Genomic DNA, 26264 nt, shown 5'->3' on the forward strand with positions numbered 1-26264 from the left:
CCATGTTCGACAACACCCTTATCCAGCAACTTGCGGCCGAGCTGCAGCGCGCGCAGCAGACGCGCAGCCCGGTCGAGCACTTTTCGAAACGCCACCCGGGCATGACGATTGAAGACGGCTACCGCATTGGCCGCGCCTGGGTCGAGCTGCAACAAGCCGAAGGCCGCAAAGTGATCGGTCACAAGATCGGCCTGACCAGCCGCGCCATGCAGATCAGCAGCCAGATCGACGAGCCGGATTACGGCACCCTGCTCGACAACATGCTTTACACCGCGAAGGCCGGCGAGGTGCTGGAGATCCCGATGAAGCACTTCATCGCGCCGCGCGTGGAGGTTGAGCTGGCCTTCGTGCTCAAGGCGCCGCTCGCCGGGCCCAGCGTGACGGTGGACGACGTGCTCAACGCCACCGCTTACATCACCCCCGCCATCGAAATCATCGACGCCCGCATTGAGCAGTTCGACCGCGACACCAAGGCCATGCGCAAGGTCTACGACACCATCAGCGACAACGCGGCCAACGCCGGCATCGTCGTCGGTGCCGGCGACCCGGCTTTTCGTGCCGACCCGCACCGCACCAACCGCCCGTGGTGCGGCGCCATCCTGCGGCAAAACGGCGCGGTGGAAGAAACCGGTCTGGCCGCGGGCGTGCAGGGCGACCCGGCCGTCGGCATTGCCTGGCTGGCCAACAAACTCGCACCCTGGGGCGAGCGGCTGGAGGCCGGCGAGCTGGTGCTGGCGGGCAGCTTCACCCGGCCCGTGGCGGCCAGGGCCGGCGACCTGTTCGAGGCCGACTACGGACCGTTGGGCTGTCTGAAATTTCGTTTTGTCTGAACCCACACACCAGCATGAAAACACCCACCAACACCTTCAAGCAAGCGCTCGCGCAAGGCCAGCAGCAAATTGGCCTGTGGCTCGGTTTGGCTCATGCCTACAGCGCTGAAATTTGCGCCGGGGCCGGCTTCGACTGGCTGTTGATCGACGGCGAACATGCACCCAACGGACTGCAGGACGTGCTGGCGCAGGCGCAGGCCATTGCGGCCTACCCCGGTTCGCACGCCATCGCCCGTGTGCCGGTAGGTGACACGACCCTGATCAAGCAGTACCTCGACCTTGGCCTGCAGACCCTGCTGGTACCCATGGTGGACACGCCCGAGCAGGCCGCTCAGCTGGTGCGTGCCTGCCGTTATCCGCAGGACGATGGCCTGGGTGGCGTGCGCGGCATGGCGGGAGCCCGTGCGTCGCGGTGGGGCCGATACCCGAACTATGCAAAGGAAGCCAACGCACAGGTTTCCCTGTTGGTGCAGGCCGAAACCCGTGAGTCGCTACGTCACCTTGACGCCATTGCCGCTACGCCGGGGGTCGACGGGGTTTTCATTGGGCCGGCCGACTTGTCGGCATCGCTCGGCCATGTGGGCAACCCTGGCCATCCCGAGGTGCAGGCCGCCATTGAGGATGCCATTTGCCGCATCCTGCGCGCCGGCAAGGCGCCCGGCATCCTCACCACCGACGAAGCCCAAGCCAGTCACTACCTGGCGCTGGGCGCGGTGTTTGTGGCGGTGGGCCTGGACACGCAGATACTGGCGCGCCAGACCAGCGCGTTGGCTGCACGTTTCAAGACCGGTGCCACAGCCACCGCCGATTTGCCCAAGGGCAGTGTGTACTGACCCTTGATCTGCAGCGAAGGAATGCCCCCATGAACGCCATCTTGCCTGTCAACACCACCTCGGCCGCACCCTCCGGCATGCATCCCGACGAGTGGGCCGCCCGCTTGGAGCTGGCCGCCTGCTACCGCGTGTTCGCCCACCTGGGCTGGACCGAGATGATCTACAACCACATCACGCTGCGCTTGCCCGACAGCGTGAGCGGCGCCGAAAAACAGTTCCTGATCAACCCGTTTGGCCTGCACTACAGCGAAGTCACAGCGAGCAATCTGGTGAAGATCAACCTGCAGGGTGACGTACTCGATGGCTCTTCGCACCGGGTCAATCCAGCGGGCTTCGTGGTGCACGCCACCATCCACGGTGGACTGGAAGGCGCGCACTGCGTCATGCACACCCACACCACGGCCGGCGTGGCCGTGGCCTGCCTCAAAGGCGGCCTGCAGCAGACCAACTTTTACAGCGCCCAGCTGCACGGCATGGTGGCCTACCACGACTTCGAGGGCATTACCATTCACGCGGAGGAGGGGCCGCGCGTGCTGCAAAGCATCGGCAACAAACCGGCGGTGATTTTGCGCAACCACGGCCTGCTGGCCTGGGGCGCCACGCTGGCGCAGACCTTTGCCATTTTGTGGACGCTGCAACGGGCCTGCGAAATCCAGCTGGCCACCTTCAGCATGGGTGGAGCTGAAGCGGCCATCCCGGTGCCCGAGGCCATTGCTGAAAAATGCACCCGCGACGCGCTGCAGTTCAACCCGAACCACGGCGCAGGCCAGGACGTGTTCAACGCCCTGGTGCGTCAGGTGGACCGCCTTGACGATTCCTACAAGCATTGAAACCATGAACGAACCGACATTTCAACGTGTGACCATCGTGGGCGCGGGCGCCATTGGCGGCTGGCTGGGTGTGCGGCTGGCGCAGGCGGGCTGTACGGTGAGCGCCATCGCGCGAGGCGAAACGCTGGCCAACTTGCAGCGCGAGGGCTTGCGTTTGCGCAGCGGCGACAGCGAGCAAACCGTGAGCGTTCAAGCTGTGGCCGATGGCAGCCAGCTCGGCCCGCAAGACCTGGTGATCGTGGCCGTGAAAGCACCGGCGCTGGCCAAGGTGGCGCCGCTGGTGGCACCGTTGCTGGGCCCCAAAACCGTGGTGTTGACGGCCATGAATGGCGTGCCCTGGTGGTTTTTCGACGGCTTTGGTGGCAACCATGCGGGCACCCGTTTGCAAACCATCGACCCCGATGGTGCCCTGGCCCGTGCCATGCCCGCCGCCCACGTGATCGGCTGCGTGGTGCACGCCAGCTGCTCGGTGGACGCGCCGGGCGCCATTCGCCACCACTTTGGCAACGGTCTCATCGTGGGTGAGCCGGCTGGGGGTGAAAGCCCACGCGTGCAGGCGCTGGCCGCACTGCTGCAGCATGCAGGGCTCAGCGCCACGGTGTCGCCCCAGATTCAAAAAGACATCTGGTACAAGCTCTGGGGCAACATGACGGTGAACCCCGTGAGTGCGCTCACGGGCGCCACCACCGACCGCATCTTGAGCGACGAACTGGTGCGCGGTTTCATCAGTGCGGTGATGCTGGAGGCCAAGGCCATTGGCGAGCGCATCGGCATTCCCATTGACCAGCAGCCGGCTGACCGTCACGCCGTGACGCTCAAGCTCGGGGCGTTCAAAACGTCCATGCTGCAAGACGTGGAGGCCCGCAAGCCGGTGGAGCTGGATGCGCTGGTGAGCGTGGTGCGCGAGCTGGGGCAGCTCACCGGTGTGGCCACGCCGTTCACCGATGCGCTGCTGGGGCTCAGCCGTCTGCAGGCGCAGACGCTGGGCCTGTACCCGGCTTGAGTCTGTTTACAGCAGCGCCGGAAACAGCTTCACCAGCCCGGTGGCCATCACCTCGACCGCCAGTGCGGCCAGGATCAGGCCCATCAGCCGGGTCATCACGTTGATGCCGGTCTGGCCCAGGAACCGCGAAATGGGCTGGGCCAGCGTGAAACACACGGCGGTGGCCAGCGCGATGACCACGCCGTAGCCCACCAGCGCGGCGTGCTGCAAAAAGGTGGCGGCCTGGTCGGCGTAAATCACCACGGTGGACATGGTGGCCGGCCCGGTGAGCAACGGAATGGTGAGCGGCACCACAGCGATGGAGGCCCGGGCCGAAGCGTCGTCCACCTCGCCCTGGGTGGTCTTGGCTTCAGCGGGTTGGGCGTTCAGCATGGACAGCGCTGAGGTGAGCAGCAACATGCCACCGCCCACCTGAAAGCTGGCCAGCGAGATGCCAAAAAACTCCAGAATTTGCAGGCCGATGATGGCGCAGGTGGCGATCACCGCGAACGCGCTGACCGACGAAATCAACACCGTGCGCCGGCGCTGTTTGGCCGAAAAGCCCTGCGTGTAGTGGATGAAAAACGGAACGATGGCCAGCGGGTTGACGATGGCCAGCAGGGTGATGAGGGGCTTGAAATCCATGCTGCGGATTGTGGGGCAGGAAGCGCGCCGCCACGCAGCATCAGCGGATTTCAGGTGGTATTCATGCGCCGCTACCGTGGCGATCCGTCGCCCGGCAGGCGTCTGCGGAACATGCCGTAGCCCTCCATGTGCAGCACCTTGTCGCCGTGCTGGTTGAACATTTCCCACACCGTGCGCACCAGGCCCACGTCCGCCCGTTTGCTCATGGGGCGCTTTTCGGTGATGGTGTGCTGCAGCCGCAGCACGTCACCGGGGTAGACCGGCTTGGTCCATTTCAGGCTCTCCAGGCCGGGTGAGCCCAGGCTGGACGTTTCGCACAAAAAGTTCGTCACCATCAGCCGCATGGCCATGGCGCAGGTGTGCCAGCCGCTGGCGCTCAGGGCGCCAAATACCGACGCCTTGCCACCTTCTTCGCTCAGGTGAAAAGGTTGCGGGTCGAACTGGCTGGCGAAGGCGATGATCTCGTCCTTGGTCGGCGAGACCGTGCCCAGATCGCGCACCTGGCCAATTTCCAGGTCTTCCCACCAGACCTTGATGTGCGGGCTTTGTTCGGGGGTGGTGGCGGTCATGTTCGTCTTTCAAGGTGCCGGAGTTCCATCCTGGCGTGTAAAAAAGGCGCAGCCCAGGGCATCGCCGGGCCGGCTTTGGCGGACGGCCAGTGCCGCCCCCTAAAAGGGGGTAGCGCGAAGCGCTGCGGGGGTGTCATTTCACCTTCCTCCTGAGACGTCCAACAAAGACATGGTGGTGTAACTTGCCGCGTCGGACAGCAGCCAGACAATGGCCTGCGCCACCTCGTCGGCGGTGCCGCCGCGATGCATGGGCACCAGGTGCTTCAGGTCTTGCACCCGGTTGGGCAAGCCGCCCGAGGCATGAATCTCGGTCTCGATCAGACCCGGGCGCACCGCGTTCACGCGAATGCCCTCGGCACCTACTTCTTTGGCCAGCCCGATGGTGAAGGCGTCCACGGCACCCTTGGCCGCGGCGTAGTCCACGTACTGGCCCGGCGATCCCAGACGCGACGCTGCGCTGGACACGTTGACGATGGAGCCCCCGCTGCCGCCGTGCCGGGTGCTCATGCGCCGCACGGCTTCGCGGGCGCACAGCATGCTGCCCAGCACGTTGACGTCAAACATCCGGCGCCAGCGCGCCATGTCCATTTCGTCCACCCGCGCGCTCACGTCCACCACGCCGGCGTTGTTGACCAAGCCGCTCAGCGGCCCGAGCTTGGCGTCGATCCGGGCAAACATGGCCAGCACCTGGGCCTCGTTGGCCACGTCGGCCTGCACCGCCATGGCGGTGCCGCCGCCGGCACGGATGCGGCGCACCACCTCGTCGGCAGCCAGCGAATTGGCCGTGTAGTTCACCGCCACCGCCCAGCCCTGCTGCGCAGCCAACAAGGCGGTAGCGGCACCAATGCCGCGGCTGGCGCCTGTCACCAAAAGCACGGGGCTCATAACCGGTCTCCTGCAAAAAGGGGTGGCATCGCTTACAACACGGGCTCACCAGAATTCAAATATCTTCAGGGCTTGCGCAAGCCTTGATTACAACAGCGCCAGGAGACACCCATGCGTCGCACACTCGACTATTACTTTGCACCCCAGAGCCCCTGGATGTATTTGGGCCATGCCCGGCTGAGCGAACTGCTGCAGCGAACGAACACCGAGGTGCGTGTGCGCCCGGTGGACTTTGGCCACATCTTCTCCGTGTCGGGCGGTCTGCCCTTGCCACAGCGTGCCCCACAGCGCCAGGCCTACCGGCTGGTGGAACTGCGCCGCTTCAGCGAAGCGCTGGGCGTGCCTTTGAACCCGCAGCCGCGCCACTTTCCGCTGCCCGGTGACCCTTCGGCCCTGCTCATCACCGCGGTGGCCGCACACGACGGCGCAGCTGCTGCCATGCGGCTCACGGGTGCCATTGGCCAGGCCATCTGGGCCCAAGAGCGCAACATGGCCGATGCCACCGAGCTGGCCGCTGTGCTGTCCGAATGCGGGCTGGACGCTCAGCGGCTGGCGCAGGCCCAGGACGCTGACAACAAGGCGCTTTACGCGCAGCACACCCGCGAGGCGGTTGACGCAGGGGTGTTTGGTGCGCCAAGCTACGTCGTTCATGGCGAGATTTTCTGGGGTCAAGACCGGCTCGACTATGTCGAGCGCCGCTTGACCGCCTGAGTTTCCCTTTCAAAAACCAACACACAGGAGCATTGCATGGGCCAGTTCGTTGAACTCACTTCCGCCGACGGTTTCACCTTCCCTGCCTACGTGGCGCAACCCGCGGGCACGCCCAAGGGCGGCCTGGTGGTGCTGCAAGAAATTTTTGGCGTCAATTCGCACATCCGTTCGGTGGCCGACGGCTATGCCGCCGACGGGTATTTCGTGGTTGCGCCGTCCACCTTTCACCGCGTCAAAGCCGGTGTGGAACTGGGTTACACCGAGGCCGACATGGGCGCCGGCTTCGCGCTGAAAACGGCGGTGGAAGCCCTGCCCGAGCCCGGCGTCATGCCCGACATCCAGGCTGCCATTGACCACGCGGCGCAAGCCGGCAAGGTGGGCATCCTGGGGTACTGCTGGGGCGGTTTGCTCACCTGGCGCTCGGCCTGCCTGCTCAAGGGTTTGTCCGCTGCGGTGCCTTACTACGGCGGCGGCATGACCGGCGAGGCCGATGCCGCCCGCCAGCCGCAGGTGCCCGTGCTGGCCCACTTTGGCGACCAGGACCACTGGATTCCCCTGGACACGGTGGAAGCCTTCAAAAAGGCCCAGCCCGGTGTGGCGGTGCAGGTGTACGCCGCCAACCACGGTTTCAATTGCGACCAGCGCGGCTCGTACAACCAGCCCGCCGCCGAGCTGGCGCGCGAACGCACGCTGGCTTTTCTGGCGCAGCATGTCGGCTGATGCCCTGGCCGCATGGCGGGGCGTTCGTGCGCTGGGGCTGGCGCTGGCGGGCTTTTGCATGGGCGCTCAGGCGTTGGCGCAAAGCCCGCCGCCTTACAGCGGCCCGCTGTTTGACGCCCACCTGCACTACAACGACGAAGCCTGCGTGCACGACGCGCCGGCGCCCGGTTGCCCACACCCGCTGGCCGATGTGCTCGCGCGCATGCAGGCCAGCGGCGTGCGCGGTGTGCTGGCCAATTCCCGGCCCAACGACGGTACCAAGGCCCTGGCCACCGCGCAGGACCAGACCCGCACTGCGGGCGTGACCGTGGTGCCGTTTGTGCGCCTGTACCGCCACCGCGCCGACTACAACAACTGGTTCCGTGACGACACCATCGTGGACCTGGTGCAGGCCGAACTGGCCCAAGGCACGCCCGCCGGCCCCTACCGTGGCCTGGGTGAATTTCATTTGTACGACAGCGTCAACGCCAACGGCCCGGTGGCCCAAAAGCTCATGGCGCTGGCCGAAGAAAAGGGCCTCGCCATCCTGGCTCATGTGGACGACGTGGCAATTGACCTGTTGATGGCAAACACACCGTCCAAGGGACAGAGCATGCGTTTGATTTGGGCCCACACCGGCATTGGCGGCACCCCGGTTGAACGGGTGGATGCACTCATGGCCCGTTACCCGCTGCTCATGGGCGAACTGTCTTACCGCCCCGGCCTCACCTGCGAGGGCGGACAGCTGTGCCCCGAGTGGCGTGCCCTCATGCTCAAGTACCCCGACCGTTTCATGATCGGTTCCGACACCTGGGTCAACCAGCGCTGGCTGTACTACGGCGACCTGATGCAGGGCTACCGCACCTGGCTCGGCGGCTTGCCACCGGCCGTGGCCCGGCGCATTGCCTGGGACAATGGGGCGCGCCTGTTTGGCGTGGCCACGCCAAAAAATTGAACATGATCCAACTGCATTACTACCCCAGCACCGCCAGCATGGTGCCGCACATTTTGCTGGAAGAACTGGGCGTTCCCTATGAGCGTGTGCTGGTGGACCGCACCCAGGACGCCCAGAAAACCACGGCTTACCTGAAGCTCAACCCCAACGGCTTGATCCCGGTGCTGACCGACGGTGAGCTGGTGTTGTACGAGACGGCCGCCATTGCCCTGCATTTGTGCGACACGCACCCGGCCAGCGGCCTGGCGCCCGCGCTGGGCACGCACGAGCGCGCCCATTTTTACAAATGGCTGATGTGGCTGACCAACACGCTGCAGAGCACGCTCATGGTGTATTTCTACCCCGAGCGCTGGGTGAATGCAGGCAATGTGGCGGGTGCGGCCGAGGTGAAGCACCACGCTGAAATCCGCGTCAACAACCTGCTCAAACAGCTCGACGCCGAGTTCGTGCGCCATGGCGGCCCCTGGTTCATGGGCCAGACCTACACCGCGCTCGACGCCTATGTGTTCACCCTGTGCCGCTGGACACGCGGTTTTGCCAGCGCGCCAGCACGCGACAAACGCCACCTGGGGCCCTACCTGCAGCGCATGCTGGAACGGCCGGCGGTACAGCGTGTGCTGGTCAACGAGGGCTTGAGCGCCCCGTTCGTCTGAAACGGCGTTACCGCCCCGAGTGCGCGATGTAGCGCTTGCGCCAGAAGACGACGCTCAAGACCACCGCCGTCAGGCTCATGGTGCCCATGGCCCACCAGAAACCCGACTTCTGGTGCAGCAGCGGGATGAACTCGAAGTTCATGCCGAAAATCCCGGCGATCAGGTTCAGCGGCAGAAAGATGGCGGTCAGCGCCGTGAGGGTGCGCATGGTGTCGTTGGTGCGGTTGCTCTGGGCTGAAAAGTGCATCTGGATCGCGACCTCGGCATTCTGCTCGAGTTGCCGCACGTGGTGCACCACGCGCTGGATGTGTTCCAGCAGGTCCCGGCTCCGTACCCGCAGCAGTTCCAGCCCGCGGTGGCCGCCAAAGTGGTCGGTGCCCTGCTCGACAACCTCCCATTCCGCCAGTGCCTCAATCCAGTCCAGGATGGCCGAGCGCTGGTCTTCGCAGATCTCGTCCAGGTGGTGCAAGGCAATGCGCGCTTCCAGCAGCGCCCCCCAGTTGTTGAACCGGGCCTTGGGGTGCAGCAGCTCGGACTGCCAGTGATCCAGCTGGCGCGTGAGCTCACGGCGCAGCGCCAGGTAGCCGTCCACCAAGTGGTTGACGATGCGCAGCATCAGGTCGGCCGGACTGGCCGGTATCTGCGCTCCACTGACGCGCACATCCGTTGCGCCAGACGACATCAGCCGCGAAGCGTAGTGCGCCAGCGTGGTGCAACCCGCTGGGTGCACGGTGAGCAACACCCGGTCGAACAGCGCGAAGCCCACTGGGCTGGTATCGATACGGCGCAGTACCGGAGGCCCGCCCTTTTTGGGCCGCTGAGCCGGTGCCGGGGTGATGTCTTGGGGGGTCTCGCCATGTCCCGCCGCCAGGCGGCGAAAGACCAGAATGTCGTATTGCGAGGTGTAGTCGAAGTGCGAGGGCAGGTGCTGGTTGAGCAGGTCAGAGACGTGCAGGTCCACGATCGACACGCCGCACAGGTGGCGCAGGCTGGCCTGGATCGTGGCCTGCTGTTGCTCGAACTCGCTTCTCTCGCAGGCAATCCAGACATAGCCCCGCTCGGGCAAGGCGGCGGGCGCTGCCGAGCTTTCGCTCACGCCACCGGGCAGGATGCTGAAAACGCGCATGGCGTCTGGCAACTGAAGGGTTCAGCCGCGCAGCAGCCGCGCGGCGTCGCGTGCAAAGTAGGTCAGCACGCCGTCAGCGCCCGCCCGCTTGAAGGCCAGCAGGCTTTCCATCATCACCGCGTCGTGGTCCAGCCAGCCGTTGAGGGCAGCGGCCTTGAGCATCGCGTACTCCCCACTCACCTGGTAGGCGAACGTGGGCACGGCGAATTCGTCTTTGACCCGGCGCACGATGTCCAGGTACGGCATGCCGGGCTTGACCATCACCATGTCGGCGCCCTCGGCCAGGTCCAGCGCCACCTCGCGCAGCGCTTCGTCGCTGTTGCCCGGGTCCATCTGGTAGACCTTCTTGTCGGCCTTGCCCAGGTTGGCCGCCGAGCCCACCGCGTCGCGGAACGGGCCATAAAAGGCGCTGGCGTATTTGGCGCTGTACGCCATGATGCGCGTGTGTACCAGGCCACGCGCCTCCAGCCCCTGGCGAATGGCACCAATGCGCCCGTCCATCATGTCGCTGGGCGCGACCATGTCCACGCCCGCTTCGGCCTGGGTCACGGCCTGTTTCACCAGAATCTCCACCGTGGGGTCGTTCAGGATGTAGTTGTGCTCGTCCAGCAGACCGTCCTGGCCGTGGCTGGTATACGGGTCCAGCGCCACATCGGTCATCACGCCCAGCTGGGGGAAACGGCGTTTCAACTCGCGCACCACGCGCGGCACCAAGCCATCGGGGTTCAGCGCTTCCTGTCCGTCGGGCGTCTTGAGCGACTGGTCGATCACCGGAAACAGGGCCATGACCGGAATGCCCAGCGCCACGCAGTCTTCGGCCACTGGCAGCAGCAGGTCCAGGCTCAGGCGCTCCACGCCGGGCATGGAGCCCACCGCTTCACGGCGGTTCTCGCCGTCCAGCACAAACACGGGGTATATCAGGTCGGCCGGGCTGAGCCGGTGTTCGCGCACCAGATCGCGGGTGAAGGCGTCGCGGCGCAGGCGGCGTGGGCGGTACAGGGGGTAGGGGGCAGGTGCGTGCATGTTCGGTATTGTGTCAAAGTGCCATCGTTGGCATTTTGTCGACGGGAGGTCGGTTATCAGCGCTGGCCGTTGATTGAAAAACGCAAAAGATTGTGGTGAACTGTGCGGTAGTAAGAAAATACTGCGAGTGTCGGGCGGGTCAAGGTCCGCTGGAGGTGGTATTTTCAGCAGCCGACTGACGGAAAACCGCGCTTGGGTGTCGTGCCAGCACTTTGCTGCGCAAGGCTGTGCAAGTATCTTGTCTGTCTGCTGCCTCAACTGTCTACATATTTCTCTCGTCATGCTGCAAACCAAAAAAAAGCAACGCGAACACATCCGCGTCAGTCAAGCCCGGGGGAGGTGCTGAGCCCGATGGATGGTCGCTGGACGATCATTGGCCCGAATTGCTGGCGGGCCTGGCCGATCAGATCACCGAAGGCGTCAGTACCCTGCAAAGCAGCATCGACCAATTGTTGATCAAAGGCCGCATCACCAAGGCTGAGCACCGCGCGCTCAGCATACCGGCCGAGCGCATCAAGCTTGGCGGTATCAGCGCCCAGCAAATCAACCGCTTTTACGGTGGCCGTATTCGGCAGTCGCACGAAAAAGTGGACATGGCGGAACTGGTTGAAGGCGTGCTGCAGGAGCGAAAAAAAGAGCTCGGTGTGCTGGGCATAGCGCTGCGCCGCAAGCTCAAGCCGGTGGAGGTGCTGATCGATCCCACGGTGGCCCACACGTTTGTCAACGCCGTGCTCGACTGGGGCTTGCCTTTCGGCAGCCGGGTCGACGTGCGCATGGACCTCAATGCTTGGCCGCAGCATGCCCGCTTTCAGGTACGCGTGTCCAACGACGGCGTGCCGCCGTCGAGCAGCACCACCTCGGACAACCTGAGCTGGATGCTGATCCGTCAGATCGCCCTGGCGGCCGGCGGCATTGAAATCGACCGTGAACTGAACGAAGAGGGCGTGAGTTTCACGGCGCTGTTCAACCGCACCGTGCAAGCCGTGGACGGCATTTCGGCGGTGGACTTGTCGGATGAGCACTCGTCGATGTTCAAGTCGCTTTCCGGGACCTATGTGCTCACTGTCTCGCCCAATTTGCAAATTCGCGCCGACGTGCGCGATGCCTTGCGCGAGATCGGCATCATGTCCGACAGCGTGGTCGACTTCGGTCAGGCCCGTGAGGCGCTCAAAGGCCGCATGCCCAACCTGATCGTGATCGACTCCGAAATCAAGGACGATGAGTTCGAAGCCTTTCGCCGCGATTTGCTGCGCGAGGTGTTTGAGTTTCCGTTTGTCGAAATTTCGCCGGACGACAGTTCATTTGACATGTCAGGCTTTGGCGAGTTTTCCATGGCGAAAGTGGGCCGAGGCAACATCCGCGAGGCTTTGGGCACCGCGGTCATGTTCGAACTGGCCAAGATGATGTAAGGCTTTCACCGATTGGCCTGTCAGTGTTTTTCTCGTTTTGTCAAATTTGACAGGGGTTCGGCGATGTCAGGAAAATATTGGTGTACCATTTCACCCGAGTGAGCCGAAAGGTAAGCTCCCCGCTTTTCCTCCCTGAGCGGGTGCCTTAGTGTGTGACAGCAAAAAGGCTTCCTAACCCGGCCCTGTGGGCCGGGTTTTTTTTCGCCACCGTTTTTAACGCTGTTGCCAAGCGGCGGGTGGGGCGCGGGGTGCGCGGCTACACTGCCACCATGCTCTGGGTCAAATCCTTCCACATCGTGTTCATCGCCAGCTGGTTTGCTGGTCTTTTTTACCTGCCGCGCATCTTTGTCAATCTGGCCATGGTGCCGCCCGAAAGCGTGGCCGAGCGGCAGCGCCTGCTGCTCATGGCGCGCAAGCTGATGCGTTTCACCACCTTGCTGGCCGTGCCGGCGTTGGCGCTGGGCTTGTGGATGTGGCTTCCTGCGCCAGTCGGCTGGGGCTTTGGCTGGGGGCCTGGCAACGGCTGGATGCACGCCAAGCTGGCCGTGGTGGTCCTGATCCTCGGTTACCACCATGCCTGCGGCGTCATGCTGCGCAAGTTTGAGAGCGGCAGCAACCGGCGCAGCCACGTGTGGTACCGCTGGTTCAACGAGGCGCCCGTGATCATGCTCGTGGTGGTGGTGGTGCTGGTGGTGGTCAAGCCTTTGTGAGGCTCGGCACATGGCGCAGGTCTTTGACCGGTTGACGCAGCCCTGGGGTGCCCGGGTTGTATCGGACCTGCTTGCCGGCACCCGTCGACTGCACCCTTCTGCGGCCCGATCGGATCGGCCCAGCGGCCGTCTCTAGATTGAATACCCGCTCATCTGCCTGGCCGCTGGCCCTGCTGTTTGCGGGGTTGGTGGTGTACGCCAGCTTCTACCCTTTCACGGGCTGGCGTTTTCAGGGCGTTGCCCCGCTGGCGTTTTTGCACGCTCCGCTGCCCCAGTACTGGACGGGCTTTGACGTGGGGGCCAACCTTGTTGGGTATGCACCGCTCGGCTTTTTGTTGGCGCTTGCGCTATTGCGCTCCGGGTGGTCACGCGCGGCCTGGCCGCTGGCGGTGTGTCTGTCGGCCTTGCTCTCTCTTGCCATCGAGGCGCTGCAAAATTACCTGCCCATGCGCGTGCCTTCCAATGTGGACTTCGCCCTCAATGCCACAGGTGCTGTGGCGGGCGCGAGCACCGCGTGGGTGCTGGAGCGGCTGGGAGGCTTGCGCCGCTGGAGCCAGTTTCGTGCCGACTGGTTCGACCCCGGCGCCCATGGCGGGCTGGTGTTGCTGGCCTTGTGGCCGTTTGCTTTGCTGTACCCCGTGTCGGTGCCCTTCGGCCTGGGCCAGGTGGCGGAACGGCTGGAGGCGGGGTTGCGGCGCCTGTTGGCAGAAACCCCTTTTTTGGAATGGTTGCCCCTGCGTGCGCAGCAACCCTTGCCTTTGAGCCCGCTGGCCGAGGCTTTTTGTGTCGCCTTGTGTCTGCTGGCGCCCTTGCTGATGGGGTACGCCGACCTGCGTTCGGTGCTGCGCCGTTTGATCTTTGCGTGGCTCTTGTTTCTCTGCGCTGCGGCAACAGCATCCTTGTCCTCGGCGCTGACTTACGGCCCAACGCATGCCTGGTCCTGGATCAGTCCGCCCGCCGGCATGGGGCTGGTCTTGGCCATGCTGGGGGCCATGGCGCTGCTGGCTTTGCCGCGCAGGGTTTGCACGGTGGCCATGTTGCTGAGCCTGGCGGTGTCCTTGAGCCTGCTGAACCGGGCGCCGGCCAGTCCTTATTTCGCGCAGTCGCTGGAAGTTTGGGAGCAAGGTCGGTTCATTCGGTTTCATGGGCTCTCTCAATGGCTGGGCTGGCTGTGGCCGTTTGCCGCCCTGGTTTTTGGCGTGCGTGCGGTGCTTCGCCAGCCCGCCGCGCGGTGAGCTCGCACTAAAATCAGCGCCATGCCTGAAAACAAGTCTTATTACGAGCGCCACATTTTCTTCTGCCTGAACCAGCGTGAGGGCAGCGAAGCGTGTTGTGCCCAACACAAGGCGCAGGCGGCGTTTGACCGTTGCAAGTCGCAGGCCAAAGCACAGGGCCTGCTGGGCCCGGGCAAGGTGCGGGTCAACAAGGCCGGGTGTCTGGACCGCTGTGCCGGCGGTCCCATTGCCGTGGTCTACCCGGAGGCGGTTTGGTACAGCTACGTCGACGAGAGCGACATCGACGAGATCGTGCAATCGCATCTGCGCGATGGCGTGGTGGTGCAGCGTCTGGTGACGCCGTCCGACGTCGGCCGCTGATCCCATTCTTCTTTGCGCAGCCCCAGCAGACGCGGGCTTTTGCGCTCTTTCCCCGGAGTTGGCATCATGAATGCTCAGACCGAATACCTGCTGCAGGACGGCCCAGCCGGTCGGCTGGAGATTGCCATTGACCGACCCGCCGATGCCGCTTTAGGCGTGGCGGTGATCGCTCACCCCCATCCCCTGCACGGCGGCACCTTGTCCAACAAAGTGGTGCAGACTTTGGCACGCGCTTGCGTGATGGCTGGCTGGACCGCTGTGCGGTTCAATTTCCGAGGGGTGGGGCGCAGCGAGGGAGTCTATGACGAGGGACGGGGTGAGCTGGACGATCTGCTCGCCGTGGTTGCCGAGCAGGCTCCCGAGGGGCCGTTGTGCCTGGCGGGGTTTTCGTTTGGGGCTTTTGTGACCAGCCACGCCGCCGCGCGGGTGCAGAGCACGCGCGACCTGCAGCGTCTGGTGCTGGTCGGTACCGCGGCCAGCCGTTTCTCGGTGGCCGAGGTCGCTGCGGAACTCCATGGCCGCACACTGGTCATTCATGGCGAGCAGGACGATACCGTGCCGCTCGCGTCTGTATTGGACTGGGCCAGGCCCCAGGTGCTGCCGGTGCTGGTGGTGCCCGGTGGCGGTCATTTCTTCCACGGGCAGCTGCCGTTGCTGCGCGATCTGGTGCTGCGCCACCTGCGCGCCTGATGCTGGCTGGGCCGTTCACTTTCTTTTTTTCTTCATCCAAGGACAGCGTTTTGTTGCGTCGATTGTTTCTCCGTGTGTTGTTCCTCTCTTTGTCGGCGCTGGCGGTTTTTCCTGCAGCCGCCCAGTTGTCGCAGCCACCCGAGGTTGCTGCCAAAGCCTACTTGCTGCTCGATCTCACGTCGGGCCAGGTGCTGGCGGCCAAAGACCCCGACCAGCCGGTTGAGCCGGCCTCTCTCACCAAGCTGATGTCCGCTTACCTGGTGTTTGACGCGCTCAAGGCCGACAAGATCAGCTTGACCCAAACCTTTCCCGTGAGCGAGCGGGCCTGGAAAATGCCCGGCTCGCGCATGTTCATTGACCCCAAGATGCAGGTGCCGGTGGAAGACCTCATCAAGGGCATGATCGTGCAGTCGGGCAACGACGCCACCGTGGCGCTGGCCGAGGGCGTGGGAGGTTCCGTCGAACGCTTCGTCCAGATGATGAACGAGCAAGCCAAAGCGCTGGGCATGTCCAGCAGCAGCTTCAAAAACCCCGAAGGCCTGACCGTTGCCGGCCACACCACCACGGCGCGGGACCTGGCCACGCTGGCCACCCGTCTCATGCGCGATTTTCCCGACTACGTGCCCTACTACGCCATCCAGCGCTACCGCTACCCGGGTACGCCGGCCGCCAACGACACCAACCGCAACCTGTTGCTGTTTCGCGACCCCAGCGTCGACGGGTTGAAAACGGGCCACACCAACGCGGCTGGCTACTGCCTGGTGGCGACCGCCCGGCGGCAGGTGCCAGCGCTCGGCACAGGTGCTCAGGGCCAGCGCCGTTTGCTCAGCGTGTTGCTGGGCGCTTCCAGTGAAAACGCACGCGCAGCCGAAAGCCAAAAGTTGCTGAACTGGGGTTACACCGCCTTCGATGCGGTGCGTCTGTTCCCTGCGGGAGCGCCCGTGGCCACGCCGCGGGTCTGGAAAGGCAAGGCTCCCCTGGTGAAGCTGGGTCAGCCTGACGGCGTGGTGGTTTCGGTGCCTGCCGGTGAAGGTGGGCGTCTGAAAACCGAGATTGTGCGGCCCGATCCTCTGGTGGCGCCGCTCTTGCAGGGGCAATCCGTGGGCACGTTGCGCGTCAGCCTGGCCAGCGGTGCGCTGGTCACCGAAAGGCCGCTCACCGTGCTCGAAACGGTGGAAGAAAGTGGCGTGATCGGCCGCGCCTGGGATGCTTTGCGCCTTTGGATCCAGTGAGTCGCGGGGAGGCTGCGACGCCAGCTTTCGGCAGAAGCACCACTCAAGCGGCCAGCTTGAGGTGCGCCAAGTTCATTTGATTTGCCAGAAAATTGAGCCCGTGCTACAGTCGAGGGCTTTTCGGAATCTTCCGGGAAGTATCCGTTTTTGCTTTTTTCTAAACGTTTAGGGACGTTTCATGCCAACTATCAATCAACTCGTGCGCCACGGCCGGGAGGTCGAAAAGACCAAATCCAAGAGCCCGGCCATGGAAAACTCTCCGCAGCGTCGCGGTGTGTGCACCCGTGTGTACACCACGACTCCAAAGAAGCCCAACTCCGCTCTGCGTAAAGTCGCCAAAGTGCGTCTGACCAACGGTTTTGAGGTCATCTCCTACATCGGCGGCGAAGGCCACAACCTCCAGGAACACAGCGTCGTGCTGGTTCGTGGTGGTCGTGTCAAGGACTTGCCCGGTGTGCGTTACCACATCGTGCGTGGTTCGCTCGACTTGCAAGGCGTGAAAGACCGCAAGCAGTCGCGCTCCAAGTACGGTGCGAAGAAGCCCAAGGCCAAATAAGCCCTGCTTCGTCCGGATATCCAGTTGCTGTTTCCCGCGTGGCGCGGTGATTCAGCGTTGTGACCCGAAGCGCGGAATGTTCCGTGTGGGTCGAGTAAGTGAGGGTTCCACTGACCCTCGCGGTGTTTGAAAAGACGCCAACTGAAGTTTTATGAGGTGAAATAATGCCACGTCGTCGCGAAGTCCCTAAACGTGAAATCCTGCCGGATCCCAAGTTCGGCAACGTCGAGCTCTCCAAATTCATGAACGTGATCATGGAAGGCGGCAAAAAAGCTGTCGCCGAGCGCATCATTTACGGTGCCTTGGAGCAGATCGAAAAGAAGACCGGTAAAGACCCGGTCGAAATCTTCTCGAACGCCATCAACAACGTCAAGCCCATGGTGGAAGTCAAGTCCCGCCGCGTGGGTGGTGCCAACTACCAGGTGCCCGTTGAAGTGCGCCCTGTCCGTCGCCTGGCGTTGTCCATGCGCTGGATCAAGGAAGCCGCGCGCAAGCGCAGCGAGAAGTCCATGGCCATGCGCCTGGCCAATGAGCTGGTCGAGGCCACCGAAGGCCGTGGTGGCGCCATGAAGAAGCGTGACGAAGTGCACCGCATGGCCGAAGCCAACAAGGCTTTCAGCCACTTCCGCTTCTAAGACCCGTTCCCATCGTCAGTTCAAGCGAGCCCGCGGACCCCAATAAAGGGTGGCGGGCTTGCCTTATTCAGGAGTATTTTCATGGCACGAGTTACGCCACTGGAGCGGTACCGCAATATCGGTATTTCCGCCCACATTGACGCCGGCAAGACCACCACCACCGAGCGCATTCTTTTCTATACCGGCGTGAGCCACAAGATTGGTGAAGTGCACGACGGCGCCGCCACCATGGACTGGATGGAGCAGGAGCAAGAGCGTGGTATCACCATCACGTCCGCTGCCACCACCTGTTTTTGGAAGGGCATGGATGGCGCCTTCCCTGAGCACCGCTTCAACATCATCGACACCCCCGGCCACGTGGACTTCACCATTGAGGTGGAGCGTTCCATGCGCGTGCTGGACGGTGCTTGCATGGTGTATTGCGCTGTGGGCGGTGTGCAGCCCCAGTCCGAAACCGTTTGGCGCCAGGCCAACAAATACAAAGTGCCACGCCTGGCTTTTGTGAACAAGATGGACCGTACCGGCGCCAACTTCTTCAAGGTCGTTGACCAGATGAAGACGCGCCTGAAGGCGAACCCTGTGCCGATCGTGATCCCAATTGGTGCTGAAGAGCATTTCACGGGTGTGGTCGATCTGCGCAAGATGAAAGCCATCATCTGGGACGAAGCCTCCCAGGGTATGAAGTTCACTTTCACCGACATCCCGGCCGAGTTGCTGGAGTTGGCGCAAGAGTGGCGCGAGAAAATGGTGGAAGCTGCTGCCGAGTCCAGCGAAGAGCTGATGGACAAGTACCTCGGTGGCGAAGCGCTGACCGAAGAAGAGATCACCGCCGGCCTGCGTACGCGCACCCTGGCTTGTGAAATCCAGCCCATGCTGTGCGGTACCGCGTTCAAGAACAAGGGTGTTCAGCGCATGCTTGACGCTGTTATTGAGCTGCTGCCTTCGCCGGTGGACATTGAGGACGTCAAGGGCACCGACGACGACGAAGCGCCAACGACCCGCAAGGCCGATGACGAAGAAAAGCTGTCCGCACTGGCATTCAAGCTGATGACCGATCCGTTCGTGGGTCAGCTGACGTTTGTGCGCGTGTACTCTGGCGTCATCAAAAAAGGCGACACCGTTTACAACGCGGTCAAGGGCAAGAAAGAGCGCATTGGCCGTATCGTTCAGATGCACGCCAACAACCGCCTGGAAGTCGAAGAAATTCGCGCCGGTGACATTGCCGCTTGCGTGGGCTTGAAGGACGTGACCACCGGTGAAACCCTGTGCGATCCATCCGCCATCATCATGCTGGAACGCATGGTGTTCCCGGAGCCTGTGATTGCCCAGGCTGTCGAGCCCAAGACCAAGGCCGACCAGGAAAAAATGGGCATCGCTCTGGGCCGTCTGGCCGCAGAAGATCCATCGTTTCGCGTTCGTACCGACGAAGAGTCGGGTCAGACCATCATCGCCGGCATGGGCGAGTTGCACCTGGACATCATTGTTGACCGTATGCGCCGCGAATTCGGTGTCGAGGCCAACGTCGGTAAGCCACAAGTGGCCTACCGCGAAACCATCCGCGGCACCATCGAAGATGCCGAAGGCAAGTTCGTGCGCCAGTCCGGTGGTAAGGGTCAGTACGGTCACGTGGTGCTCAAGATCGAGCCGCAAGAGCCGGGCAAAGGCTTCGAGTTCGTCGACGCCATCAAGGGTGGTGTGGTTCCGCGCGAGTACATTCCTGCGGTCGAAAAGGGCGTGATCGAAGCGCTGGGCCAAGGCGTGCTGGCGGGTTACCCCGTCGTGGACGTGAAGGTCACGCTGCACTTCGGTTCGTACCACGACGTGGACTCCAACGAACTCGCCTTCAAGATGGCTGCCATCTTCGGTTTCAAGGAAGGCTGCCGCAAGGCCCAGCCCGTCATCCTGGAACCCATGATGGCCGTGGAAGTTGAGACGCCAGAAGACTACGCCGGTACCGTGATGGGTGACCTCTCCAGCCGCCGCGGCATGGTGCAGGGTATGGACGACATGGTGGGTGGCGGCAAGGCCATCAAGGCCGAAGTGCCCCTGTCCGAAATGTTCGGTTACTCCACCTCGCTGCGCTCGGCCACACAAGGTCGCGCTAGCTACACCATGGAATTCAAGCACTACTCGGAAGCTCCTCGCAACGTGGCCGAAGCCATCGTTGCATCGCGCGCCAAGTAACCAGCCGCTTGAAAGGGCTCAACCCGAGGCATCAACTGCCTCGGGTGGGTCAAGAATCAAAGCCGGTCTGCGATCACGCGCCGCCCTGTCCCCGTGCGGGGCGAACCAGCAGTGTGATGCAGACCTAAAACCAGTGACACGGGTTTGTTCTTTCTAAGGAATTGAAAAATGGCAAAAGAGAAATTTGAGCGGACCAAGCCGCACGTCAACGTTGGCACCATTGGTCACGTTGACCACGGTAAAACCACCCTGACTGCGGCCATCACCACCGTGCTGTCGGCCAAGTATGGCGGCTCCGCCAAGGCCTACGACCAGATCGATGCGGCTCCGGAAGAGAAGGCCCGCGGCATCACCATCAACACCGCCCACGTGGAATACGAAACGGCCAACCGCCATTACGCCCACGTTGACTGCCCCGGCCACGCTGACTATGTGAAAAACATGATCACCGGCGCCGCACAGATGGATGGCGCTATTCTGGTGTGCTCGGCCGCTGACGGCCCCATGCCCCAGACCCGCGAGCACATCCTGCTGGCCCGCCAGGTGGGCGTGCCTTACATCATCGTGTTCCTGAACAAGTGCGACATGGTCGACGACGCCGAGCTGCTCGAGCTGGTCGAAATGGAAGTGCGCGAGCTGCTCGACAAGTACGAGTTCCCTGGCGATGCCACCCCCATCATTCACGGCTCTGCCAAGCTCGCCCTCGAAGGCGACAAGGGTCCCCTGGGTGAAGAGGCCATCATGAAGCTGGCTGAAGCGCTGGACACCTACATCCCAACGCCAGACCGCGCTGTGGACGGTGCCTTCCTGATGCCCGTGGAAGACGTGTTCTCCATCTCCGGTCGCGGCACCGTGGTGACCGGTCGTATCGAGCGCGGTATCGTCAAAGTCGGCGAAGAAATCGAAATCGTTGGTATCGCCGACACCCAGAAGACCACCTGCACCGGCGTGGAAATGTTCCGCAAGCTGCTGGACCAGGGTCAGGCTGGCGACAACGTCGGTATCCTGTTGCGCGGTACCAAGCGCGAAGACGTGCAGCGCGGCCAAGTGCTGTGCAAGCCCGGCACGATCAAGCCACACACCCACTTCACCGGCGAGATCTATGTCTTGTCCAAAGACGAGGGTGGCCGTCACACGCCGTTCTTCAACAACTACCGTCCACAGTTCTACTTCCGTACGACCGACGTGACCGGCTCCATCGAGCTGCCAGAAGGCAAAGAGATGGTCATGCCTGGTGACAACGTGTCGATCACCGTGAAGCTGATCAACCCCATCGCCATGGAAGAAGGCCTGCGCTTCGCCATCCGCGAAGGTGGTCGTACTGTCGGCGCCGGTGTGGTTGCCAAGATCATTGCTTAAGGAGCACGCATGTCTTCCAAGCAAAAAATCCGCATCCGCCTGAAGGCGTTTGACTACAAACTGATCGACAGCTCCGCTGCTGAAATCGTTGACACCGCCAAGCGCACCGGTGCGATCGTCAAGGGCCCCGTGCCCCTGCCGACCCGCATGAAGCGTTTTGACATCTTGCGTTCGCCGCACGTCAACAAGACCAGCCGCGACCAGCTTGAAATCCGCACCCACCAGCGTCTGATGGACATTGTGGACCCAACCGATAAAACGGTTGACGCCCTGATGAAGCTCGACCTGCCGGCTGGCGTGGACGTGGAAATCAAGTTGCAGTAAGCAGCTTTTGTAGGGCCGGTGGCATTTCGATGCTGCCGGGCTTGCAGAAACAAAGCCCGCTGGTTATACTGGCGGGCTTTTCGGACTTTTGTCCGATGGGTTCGGCTTTGCCGATGCGGCCTGTCAATTTTGCAGCAGCCGTATTTTTAAAACGTGTCGGTGTCCTTCACAGGGTGCCGACGCATCATCAGCCCCGGCCAATTGAAGTCGGGAACGGAGAAAACAATGAGTCTTAGCAACTCCCTCGGGTTGTTGGGTCGCAAGGTGGGCATGATGCGCCTGTTCACCGATGATGGGGATGCAGTTCCTGTCACGGTGGTCGACGTGTCTAACAACCGTGTGACGCAAGTCAAAACTCAAGCCAATGATGGCTACGATGCATTGCAGGTCACCTTTGGTGCCCGCCGTGCCTCACGCGTGACCAAGCCCGAAGCGGGCCACCTGGCCAAGGCCGGTGTTGAAGCGGGTGAGATCATCCAAGAATTCCGCGTCGCCTCCGACGTTGCCGCCCAGTACCAGCCTGGTGCCGTGGTGGCTGCTACCGCGATCTTCGCGGCTGGCCAAAAGGTGGACGTGCAAGGTACTTCGATCGGTAAAGGCTTCGCCGGCACCATCAAGCGCCACAACTTCAAGTCGCAGCGCGCGTCGCACGGTAACAGCCGTTCGCACAACGTGCCCGGCTCGATCTCCATGGCACAAGACCCAGGTCGCGTGTTCCCCGGCAAGAAGATGACCGGTCACATGGGCGATGACACCAAAACCATTCAAAACCTCGACATTTTCCGCGTTGACGAAGCCCGTCAGTTGCTGATGATTCGCGGTGCGGTGCCGGGTTGCAACGGCGGTTTCCTGACCGTTCGTCCCGCCATCAAAGCCAAAGTCAACAAGGGAGCAAACTGATGCAAGTTGAACTCCTGAATGACCAGGGTCAAGCATCGTCCAACGTGGACGTGCCCGAGACCGTTTTTGGTCGCGATTACAACGAAGCGCTGATTCACCAACTGGTTGTGGCCTATCAGGCCAACGCCCGCCAAGGTACGCGTGCTCAAAAAGACCGTGAGCAGGTCAAGCACTCGACGAAGAAGCCGTTCAAGCAAAAAGGTACGGGTCGCGCTCGCGCCGGTATGACGTCTTCCCCGCTGTGGCGCGGAGGCGGTCGTATTTTCCCGAACAGCCCGGACGAAAACTTCACCCAGAAGATCAACAAGAAGATGTACCGCGCTGGTATGGCTTCGATCTTCTCGCAGTTGGTTCGCGAAGGTCGTTTGTCTGTGGTGGACTCCATGAAGGTGGACTCGCCCAAGACCAAGCAATTCGCTGACAAGCTGAAGGCTATGAACCTGAGCCATGTGCTGGTGATCGCCGAAGAAGTCGACGAAAACCTGTACCTGGCTTCGCGCAACCTGCCCAACATCTTGGTTGTTGAGCCGCGTTACGCAGACCCGGTGTCTTTGGTGCACTACAAAAAGGTGATCGTCACCAAGGGCGCCATTGACCAGCTCAAGGAGATGTTCGCATGAGCGTCACGAAATACGACGAAGGCCGCTTGATGCAGGTGCTGGTAGCACCGATCGTGTCGGAAAAAGCCACGCAAGTGGCCGAGCAAACCAACGCTGTGCTGTTCAAGGTGCTGCGTGACGCCTCGAAACCAGAAATCAAGGCCGCTGTGGAATTGATGTTCAAGGTTCAGGTCAAGGGCGTTTCCGTTCTCAACCAGAAGGGCAAAGCCAAGCGTTTCGGCAAGACCGTCGGTCGCCGCGATCACGTGCGTAAGGCTTATGTGACCCTGATGCCGGGTCAAGAGCTGAACTTCGGCGGGGAGGCTGTTTAATCATGGCAGTTATCAAGATGAAGCCCACCTCACCAGGCCGTCGTGGCATGGTGAAGGTTACGCGTGACCACCTCCACAAAGGTGAAGGTTTTGCGCCCCTGCTGGAACCTCAGTTCCAAAAGGCCGGCCGCAACAACAACGGTCACATCACAGTTCGCCACAAGGGCGGTGGTCACAAGCACCACTACCGCGTGGTCGACTTCCGTCGCAACAAGGACAACATCCCGGCCAAGGTTGAGCGTATCGAATACGACCCCAACCGCACGGCGCACATCGCGCTGGTGTGCTACGCCGACGGCGAACGCCGCTACATCATCGCCCCGCGCGGTGTTGAGGTGGGTGCAACGCTGCTGTCCGGTTCGGAGTCCCCGATCCGCGTCGGCAACACGCTGCCTATCCGCAACATCCCAGTTGGTTCCACCATTCACTGCATCGAACTGCAAGTCGGTAAAGGCGCCCAAATCGCCCGCTCCGCAGGCGCTTCGGCTGTGTTGCTGGCTCGCGAAGGCATCTACGCTCAAGTGCGCATGCGCTCGGGTGAAGTGCGCAAAGTCCACGTTGACTGCCGCGCCACCATTGGTGAAGTGTCCAACCAGGAACACAGCCTGCGCCAGTTGGGCAAGGCCGGTGTGAAGCGTCACATGGGTATTCGCCCAACCGTCCGCGGTACCGCCATGAACCCAATCGACCACCCACACGGTGGCGGCGAAGGCAAGACCGGCGAAGGCCGTGCGCCAGTGGATCCATGGGGCAACCTGACCAAAGGCTACCGTACGCGCAACAACCGCCGTACGCAGTCGATGATCGTGTCGCGTCGCAAGAAGTAAAGGGTTGACAACATGACTCGTTCACTCAAAAAAGGCCCTTTCGTTGACCATCACCTGATGGCCAAAGTCGAAAAGGCCGTGTCCACCAAGGACAAAAAGCCCGTCAAGACCTGGTCGCGTCGCTCCATGATCCTGCCCGATTTCATCGGCCTGACCATTGCCGTGCACAACGGCAAGCAGCACGTACCCGTGTACATCACCGACCAGATGGTTGGACACAAGCTCGGCGAGTTCTCGCAGACGCGGACGTTCAAAGGCCATCCGGCGGACAAAAAAGCGAAGAAGTAAGGACCTACCATGAGTACAGAAACCCGCTCCGTCGTTCGCGGCGTGCGCCTGTCGGTGGACAAAGGCCGACTGGTTGCCGACTTGATTCGCGGCAAAAAAGTTGACCAGGCACTGAACATTCTCGCGTTCACGCAGAAAAAAGCTGCCGGCATCGTCAAAAAAGCGCTCGAGTCGGCCATTGCCAACGCCGAGCACAACGACGGCGCTGACATCGATGAATTGAAGGTCAAGACCATCTACATCGAGCAAGGCACCACGCTCAAGCGCTTCTCGGCCCGCGCCAAAGGCCGCGGCAACCGCATCAGCAAACCCACCTGTCACATCTATGTGACGGTTGGCAACTGAAGAGGTCACAGGAATATGGGACAGAAAATCAACCCTACCGGGTTCCGCCTCGCCATTTCGCGCAACTGGGCCAGCCGCTGGTACGCGAGCAACCGTGACTTCGCCGGCATGCTGGCCGAAGACATCAAGGTGCGCGAGTACCTCAAGGGCAAGCTGAAGAACGCCGCCGTTTCGCGCGTCGTGATCGAGCGCCCCGCCAAGAACGCACGCATCACCATTTACTCGGCACGTCCGGGCGTGGTGATCGGCAAGAAAGGCGAGGACATCGAGAAGCTGAAGAAAGAACTGGCTGCCAAGTTGGGCGTTCCAGTTGCGGTCAACATCGAAGAAGTGCGCAAGCCTGAAATCGATGCCAAGCTGATCGCCGACAGCATCACGCAGCAGCTCGAAAAGCGCATCATGTTCCGCCGCGCCATGAAGCGTGCGATGCAAAACGCCATGCGTCTGGGTGCCCTGGGCATCAAGATCATGTCGTCGGGCCGTTTGAACGGTATCGAAATTGCACGCTGCGAGTGGTACCGCGAAGGCCGTGTGCCACTTCACACCCTGCGTGCTGACATCGACTACGGCACGTCCGAAGCCAAGACCACCTACGGCATCATTGGTGTCAAGGTCTGGGTCTACAAGGGCGACACCCTGGGTCGCAATGATGCGCCCGTGGTTGCCGAGGCACCCCGTGCCGAAGAAGAGCGTCGTCCGCGCGGTCCCCGCCGTGAGCGTCCAGCAGGTCCTCCTGCCCGCGCTGCGGTTCGCCGCCCTGGCGCCAATGCCGCACCGGCCGATGGCAGCGACAAGCCTGCTGAAGCCACCACTGGCACCGACAAACCCGCCGTTAAGCGCGTTCGTAAAGACGCACCCGCATCTGCAGCTGCGGACGGCAAAGGAGAATAACTATGTTGCAACCTGCTCGTCGCAAGTACCGTAAAGAGCAAAAAGGCCGCAACACGGGCGTCGCCACCAGCGGCGCTACCGTGGCTTTCGGTGACTTCGGTCTGAAGTCCACCGATCGCGGTCGCCTCACGGCCCGCCAGATCGAAGCCGCACGCCGTGCGATTTCCCGTCACGTGAAGCGTGGCGGCCGTATCTGGATCCGCGTGTTCCCGGACAAGCCGATCTCGAACAAGCCTGCCGAAGTCCGTATGGGCAACGGTAAGGGCTCGGTTGAGTACTACGTGGCTGAGATTCAGCCCGGCAAAGTGCTTTACGAGATCGTGGGTGTGCCGGAGCAGCTGGCTCGTGAAGCGTTCACGCTGGCCGCCGCCAAACTTCCATTGCGCACCACGTTCGTGACGCGCTTGCTGGGTCAGTGATTCAGGAGAACATGCATATGAAAACTACTGAACTGCGCCAGAAGGATGTGGCTGGCCTCGAAGCCGAAGTGAAATCGCTGCAAAAGGCCCACTTTGGCCTGCGCATGCAAAAAGCCACGCAACAACTCAACAACAACGCCACGTTGGGCGACACCCGTCGCGCCATCGCCCGTGCCAAGACCATCCTGGCCGAGAAGCAGCGCGCTGCTGCGGCCAAATAAGGAGCGA

The 26264-nt window shown here is 62.4% G+C and carries 33 protein-coding genes; 28 read left to right on the forward strand and 5 right to left on the reverse strand.

The genetic code is table 11. The annotated features are described in order from the left end of the window. Positions 1-2: 2 nt before the first annotated feature. The 4 genes from hpaH to AC0GNR_RS06195 are packed head-to-tail and all read left to right on the forward strand — an operon-like array spanning position 3 to position 3496. Positions 3-830 carry a 2-oxo-hept-4-ene-1,7-dioate hydratase gene (gene hpaH, locus AC0GNR_RS06180; protein ID WP_472900108.1) on the forward strand — a complete coding sequence of 276 codons (828 nt, stop codon included), beginning with the start codon at positions 3-5 and terminating at the stop codon, positions 828-830. A gap of 14 nt (positions 831-844) precedes the next feature. After that, on the forward strand, positions 845-1663 hold the full coding sequence (locus AC0GNR_RS06185; protein ID WP_472900109.1) for an aldolase/citrate lyase family protein: 819 nt from the start codon (positions 845-847) through the stop codon (positions 1661-1663). A gap of 29 nt (positions 1664-1692) precedes the next feature. Further along, on the forward strand, positions 1693-2493 hold the full coding sequence (locus AC0GNR_RS06190) for a class II aldolase/adducin family protein (protein WP_472900110.1): 801 nt from the start codon (positions 1693-1695) through the stop codon (positions 2491-2493). A gap of 4 nt (positions 2494-2497) precedes the next feature. After that, a complete protein-coding gene (locus tag AC0GNR_RS06195; RefSeq protein WP_472900111.1) occupies positions 2498-3496 on the forward strand; it encodes a 2-dehydropantoate 2-reductase in 999 nt (332 codons plus the stop codon). A gap of 6 nt (positions 3497-3502) precedes the next feature. Here AC0GNR_RS06195 and AC0GNR_RS06200 read toward each other — a convergent pair whose 3' ends face one another. The 3 genes from AC0GNR_RS06200 to AC0GNR_RS06210 all read right to left on the reverse strand — a co-directional run bounded on the left by AC0GNR_RS06200 (position 3503) and on the right by AC0GNR_RS06210 (position 5574). Next, positions 3503-4120, reverse strand: coding sequence for a MarC family protein (locus AC0GNR_RS06200; RefSeq protein ID WP_472900112.1), 618 nt, complete (start codon positions 4118-4120; stop codon positions 3503-3505). A gap of 71 nt (positions 4121-4191) precedes the next feature. Beyond that, positions 4192-4689 (reverse strand): MaoC family dehydratase, encoded by a 498-nt coding sequence (locus AC0GNR_RS06205; protein ID WP_472900113.1) that lies wholly within the window; start codon positions 4687-4689, stop codon positions 4192-4194. Between the two features lie 138 nt (positions 4690-4827). Next, on the reverse strand, positions 4828-5574 hold the full coding sequence (locus AC0GNR_RS06210; protein ID WP_472900114.1) for an SDR family oxidoreductase: 747 nt from the start codon (positions 5572-5574) through the stop codon (positions 4828-4830). Positions 5575-5685: 111 nt separating this feature from the next. On the opposite strand from AC0GNR_RS06210, the gene AC0GNR_RS06215 reads away from it, so the two are divergent. Genes AC0GNR_RS06215 through AC0GNR_RS06230 form a run of 4 tightly spaced genes read left to right on the forward strand, consistent with a single transcriptional unit; the run spans position 5686 to position 8592 of the window. Then, complete coding sequence (locus tag AC0GNR_RS06215; protein WP_472900115.1) at positions 5686-6285, forward strand: DsbA family protein; 600 nt, start codon at positions 5686-5688, stop codon at positions 6283-6285. 36 nt (positions 6286-6321) lie between these two features. Beyond that, on the forward strand, positions 6322-7005 hold the full coding sequence (locus tag AC0GNR_RS06220) for a dienelactone hydrolase family protein (RefSeq protein WP_472900116.1): 684 nt from the start codon (positions 6322-6324) through the stop codon (positions 7003-7005). 58 nt (positions 7006-7063) lie between these two features. Then, the gene (locus AC0GNR_RS06225) at positions 7064-7939 is read left to right on the forward strand and encodes an amidohydrolase family protein (RefSeq protein WP_472900216.1); all 876 of its coding nucleotides are present in this window, start codon (positions 7064-7066) and stop codon (positions 7937-7939) included. Between the two features lie 2 nt (positions 7940-7941). Next, the gene (locus AC0GNR_RS06230) at positions 7942-8592 is read left to right on the forward strand and encodes a glutathione S-transferase family protein (RefSeq protein WP_472900117.1); all 651 of its coding nucleotides are present in this window, start codon (positions 7942-7944) and stop codon (positions 8590-8592) included. A 7-nt stretch (positions 8593-8599) separates the two neighbouring features. Here the strand turns inward: AC0GNR_RS06230 and AC0GNR_RS06235 are convergent, their stop codons facing one another. Next, positions 8600-9718 (reverse strand): magnesium transporter CorA family protein, encoded by a 1119-nt coding sequence (locus tag AC0GNR_RS06235; protein WP_472900118.1) that lies wholly within the window; start codon positions 9716-9718, stop codon positions 8600-8602. Positions 9719-9739: 21 nt separating this feature from the next. Next, positions 9740-10741 carry a porphobilinogen synthase gene (hemB, locus tag AC0GNR_RS06240; protein ID WP_472900119.1) on the reverse strand — a complete coding sequence of 334 codons (1002 nt, stop codon included), beginning with the start codon at positions 10739-10741 and terminating at the stop codon, positions 9740-9742. Positions 10742-11124: 383 nt separating this feature from the next. On the opposite strand from hemB, the gene AC0GNR_RS06245 reads away from it, so the two are divergent. The 20 genes from AC0GNR_RS06245 (at position 11125) to rpmC (ending at position 26257) form a co-directional block, all read left to right on the forward strand. Next, on the forward strand, positions 11125-12150 hold the full coding sequence (locus AC0GNR_RS06245) for a response regulator (RefSeq protein ID WP_472900120.1): 1026 nt from the start codon (positions 11125-11127) through the stop codon (positions 12148-12150). Between the two features lie 269 nt (positions 12151-12419). Then, positions 12420-12860, forward strand: coding sequence for a CopD family protein (locus tag AC0GNR_RS06250; protein WP_472900121.1), 441 nt, complete (start codon positions 12420-12422; stop codon positions 12858-12860). 137 nt (positions 12861-12997) lie between these two features. Then, on the forward strand, positions 12998-14095 hold the full coding sequence (locus AC0GNR_RS06255) for a VanZ family protein (RefSeq protein WP_472900122.1): 1098 nt from the start codon (positions 12998-13000) through the stop codon (positions 14093-14095). 21 nt (positions 14096-14116) lie between these two features. Next, positions 14117-14455 (forward strand): (2Fe-2S) ferredoxin domain-containing protein, encoded by a 339-nt coding sequence (locus tag AC0GNR_RS06260; protein ID WP_472900123.1) that lies wholly within the window; start codon positions 14117-14119, stop codon positions 14453-14455. 66 nt (positions 14456-14521) lie between these two features. After that, on the forward strand, positions 14522-15145 hold the full coding sequence (locus AC0GNR_RS06265; RefSeq protein WP_472900124.1) for an alpha/beta hydrolase: 624 nt from the start codon (positions 14522-14524) through the stop codon (positions 15143-15145). 53 nt (positions 15146-15198) lie between these two features. Then, positions 15199-16377: a D-alanyl-D-alanine carboxypeptidase family protein gene (locus AC0GNR_RS06270; RefSeq protein WP_472900217.1), complete on the forward strand. Its 1179-nt coding sequence runs from the start codon at positions 15199-15201 to the stop codon at positions 16375-16377. 178 nt (positions 16378-16555) lie between these two features. Then, the gene (gene rpsL, locus AC0GNR_RS06275) at positions 16556-16933 is read left to right on the forward strand and encodes a 30S ribosomal protein S12 (RefSeq protein ID WP_056266875.1); all 378 of its coding nucleotides are present in this window, start codon (positions 16556-16558) and stop codon (positions 16931-16933) included. 164 nt (positions 16934-17097) lie between these two features. Continuing rightward, entirely contained in the window at positions 17098-17568 is a 471-nt protein-coding gene (rpsG, locus tag AC0GNR_RS06280) for a 30S ribosomal protein S7 (protein WP_439112201.1), read from the forward strand. A gap of 81 nt (positions 17569-17649) precedes the next feature. Next, entirely contained in the window at positions 17650-19752 is a 2103-nt protein-coding gene (fusA, locus tag AC0GNR_RS06285; RefSeq protein ID WP_472900125.1) for an elongation factor G, read from the forward strand. Between the two features lie 168 nt (positions 19753-19920). Further along, positions 19921-21111, forward strand: a complete 1191-nt coding sequence (gene tuf / locus AC0GNR_RS06290) for an elongation factor Tu (protein WP_472900126.1) — start codon at positions 19921-19923, stop codon at positions 21109-21111. A gap of 9 nt (positions 21112-21120) precedes the next feature. After that, entirely contained in the window at positions 21121-21435 is a 315-nt protein-coding gene (gene rpsJ / locus AC0GNR_RS06295) for a 30S ribosomal protein S10 (RefSeq protein ID WP_304828262.1), read from the forward strand. A gap of 225 nt (positions 21436-21660) precedes the next feature. Beyond that, entirely contained in the window at positions 21661-22335 is a 675-nt protein-coding gene (rplC, locus tag AC0GNR_RS06300; protein WP_304835053.1) for a 50S ribosomal protein L3, read from the forward strand. Next, positions 22335-22955 (forward strand): 50S ribosomal protein L4, encoded by a 621-nt coding sequence (rplD, locus tag AC0GNR_RS06305; RefSeq protein ID WP_304835050.1) that lies wholly within the window; start codon positions 22335-22337, stop codon positions 22953-22955. The genes rplC and rplD overlap by 1 nt, the downstream gene beginning before the upstream one ends. Beyond that, positions 22952-23266 carry a 50S ribosomal protein L23 gene (gene rplW, locus AC0GNR_RS06310; RefSeq protein ID WP_304835048.1) on the forward strand — a complete coding sequence of 105 codons (315 nt, stop codon included), beginning with the start codon at positions 22952-22954 and terminating at the stop codon, positions 23264-23266. The genes rplD and rplW overlap by 4 nt, the downstream gene beginning before the upstream one ends. 2 nt (positions 23267-23268) lie before the next feature. Beyond that, positions 23269-24093: a 50S ribosomal protein L2 gene (gene rplB / locus AC0GNR_RS06315; protein ID WP_304835046.1), complete on the forward strand. Its 825-nt coding sequence runs from the start codon at positions 23269-23271 to the stop codon at positions 24091-24093. A 12-nt stretch (positions 24094-24105) separates the two neighbouring features. Next, positions 24106-24381, forward strand: a complete 276-nt coding sequence (gene rpsS, locus AC0GNR_RS06320) for a 30S ribosomal protein S19 (protein WP_304835043.1) — start codon at positions 24106-24108, stop codon at positions 24379-24381. 9 nt (positions 24382-24390) lie between these two features. After that, positions 24391-24726 (forward strand): 50S ribosomal protein L22, encoded by a 336-nt coding sequence (gene rplV / locus AC0GNR_RS06325; protein ID WP_439112197.1) that lies wholly within the window; start codon positions 24391-24393, stop codon positions 24724-24726. A gap of 15 nt (positions 24727-24741) precedes the next feature. Further along, positions 24742-25617: a 30S ribosomal protein S3 gene (gene rpsC, locus AC0GNR_RS06330; protein ID WP_439112196.1), complete on the forward strand. Its 876-nt coding sequence runs from the start codon at positions 24742-24744 to the stop codon at positions 25615-25617. Positions 25618-25619: 2 nt separating this feature from the next. Continuing rightward, positions 25620-26036, forward strand: coding sequence for a 50S ribosomal protein L16 (gene rplP, locus AC0GNR_RS06335; RefSeq protein ID WP_304835037.1), 417 nt, complete (start codon positions 25620-25622; stop codon positions 26034-26036). Positions 26037-26053: 17 nt separating this feature from the next. Continuing rightward, entirely contained in the window at positions 26054-26257 is a 204-nt protein-coding gene (gene rpmC, locus AC0GNR_RS06340; RefSeq protein WP_304835036.1) for a 50S ribosomal protein L29, read from the forward strand. The last annotated feature ends 7 nt before the right edge of the window (positions 26258-26264 follow it).

The sequence above is a fragment of the Hydrogenophaga sp. LT287 genome (genome assembly GCF_055702805.1).

Coding starts and splice junctions, on each gene's coding strand:
- hpaH (WP_472900108.1), top strand. CDS start 3: ATGTTCGACAACACCCTTATCCAGCAACTTGCGGCCGAGCTGCAGCGC.
- AC0GNR_RS06185 (WP_472900109.1), top strand. CDS start 845: ATGAAAACACCCACCAACACCTTCAAGCAAGCGCTCGCGCAAGGCCAG.
- AC0GNR_RS06190 (WP_472900110.1), top strand. CDS start 1,693: ATGAACGCCATCTTGCCTGTCAACACCACCTCGGCCGCACCCTCCGGC.
- AC0GNR_RS06195 (WP_472900111.1), top strand. CDS start 2,498: ATGAACGAACCGACATTTCAACGTGTGACCATCGTGGGCGCGGGCGCC.
- AC0GNR_RS06200 (WP_472900112.1), bottom strand. CDS start 4,120: ATGGATTTCAAGCCCCTCATCACCCTGCTGGCCATCGTCAACCCGCTG.
- AC0GNR_RS06205 (WP_472900113.1), bottom strand. CDS start 4,689: ATGACCGCCACCACCCCCGAACAAAGCCCGCACATCAAGGTCTGGTGG.
- AC0GNR_RS06210 (WP_472900114.1), bottom strand. CDS start 5,574: ATGAGCCCCGTGCTTTTGGTGACAGGCGCCAGCCGCGGCATTGGTGCC.
- AC0GNR_RS06215 (WP_472900115.1), top strand. CDS start 5,686: ATGCGTCGCACACTCGACTATTACTTTGCACCCCAGAGCCCCTGGATG.
- AC0GNR_RS06220 (WP_472900116.1), top strand. CDS start 6,322: ATGGGCCAGTTCGTTGAACTCACTTCCGCCGACGGTTTCACCTTCCCT.
- AC0GNR_RS06225 (WP_472900216.1), top strand. CDS start 7,064: ATGGGCGCTCAGGCGTTGGCGCAAAGCCCGCCGCCTTACAGCGGCCCG.
- AC0GNR_RS06230 (WP_472900117.1), top strand. CDS start 7,942: ATGATCCAACTGCATTACTACCCCAGCACCGCCAGCATGGTGCCGCAC.
- AC0GNR_RS06235 (WP_472900118.1), bottom strand. CDS start 9,718: ATGCGCGTTTTCAGCATCCTGCCCGGTGGCGTGAGCGAAAGCTCGGCA.
- hemB (WP_472900119.1), bottom strand. CDS start 10,741: ATGCACGCACCTGCCCCCTACCCCCTGTACCGCCCACGCCGCCTGCGC.
- AC0GNR_RS06250 (WP_472900121.1), top strand. CDS start 12,420: ATGCTCTGGGTCAAATCCTTCCACATCGTGTTCATCGCCAGCTGGTTT.
- AC0GNR_RS06260 (WP_472900123.1), top strand. CDS start 14,117: ATGCCTGAAAACAAGTCTTATTACGAGCGCCACATTTTCTTCTGCCTG.
- AC0GNR_RS06265 (WP_472900124.1), top strand. CDS start 14,522: ATGAATGCTCAGACCGAATACCTGCTGCAGGACGGCCCAGCCGGTCGG.
- rpsL (WP_056266875.1), top strand. CDS start 16,556: ATGCCAACTATCAATCAACTCGTGCGCCACGGCCGGGAGGTCGAAAAG.
- rpsG (WP_439112201.1), top strand. CDS start 17,098: ATGCCACGTCGTCGCGAAGTCCCTAAACGTGAAATCCTGCCGGATCCC.
- fusA (WP_472900125.1), top strand. CDS start 17,650: ATGGCACGAGTTACGCCACTGGAGCGGTACCGCAATATCGGTATTTCC.
- tuf (WP_472900126.1), top strand. CDS start 19,921: ATGGCAAAAGAGAAATTTGAGCGGACCAAGCCGCACGTCAACGTTGGC.
- rpsJ (WP_304828262.1), top strand. CDS start 21,121: ATGTCTTCCAAGCAAAAAATCCGCATCCGCCTGAAGGCGTTTGACTAC.
- rplC (WP_304835053.1), top strand. CDS start 21,661: ATGAGTCTTAGCAACTCCCTCGGGTTGTTGGGTCGCAAGGTGGGCATG.
- rplD (WP_304835050.1), top strand. CDS start 22,335: ATGCAAGTTGAACTCCTGAATGACCAGGGTCAAGCATCGTCCAACGTG.
- rplW (WP_304835048.1), top strand. CDS start 22,952: ATGAGCGTCACGAAATACGACGAAGGCCGCTTGATGCAGGTGCTGGTA.
- rplB (WP_304835046.1), top strand. CDS start 23,269: ATGGCAGTTATCAAGATGAAGCCCACCTCACCAGGCCGTCGTGGCATG.
- rpsS (WP_304835043.1), top strand. CDS start 24,106: ATGACTCGTTCACTCAAAAAAGGCCCTTTCGTTGACCATCACCTGATG.
- rplV (WP_439112197.1), top strand. CDS start 24,391: ATGAGTACAGAAACCCGCTCCGTCGTTCGCGGCGTGCGCCTGTCGGTG.
- rpsC (WP_439112196.1), top strand. CDS start 24,742: ATGGGACAGAAAATCAACCCTACCGGGTTCCGCCTCGCCATTTCGCGC.
- rplP (WP_304835037.1), top strand. CDS start 25,620: ATGTTGCAACCTGCTCGTCGCAAGTACCGTAAAGAGCAAAAAGGCCGC.
- rpmC (WP_304835036.1), top strand. CDS start 26,054: ATGAAAACTACTGAACTGCGCCAGAAGGATGTGGCTGGCCTCGAAGCC.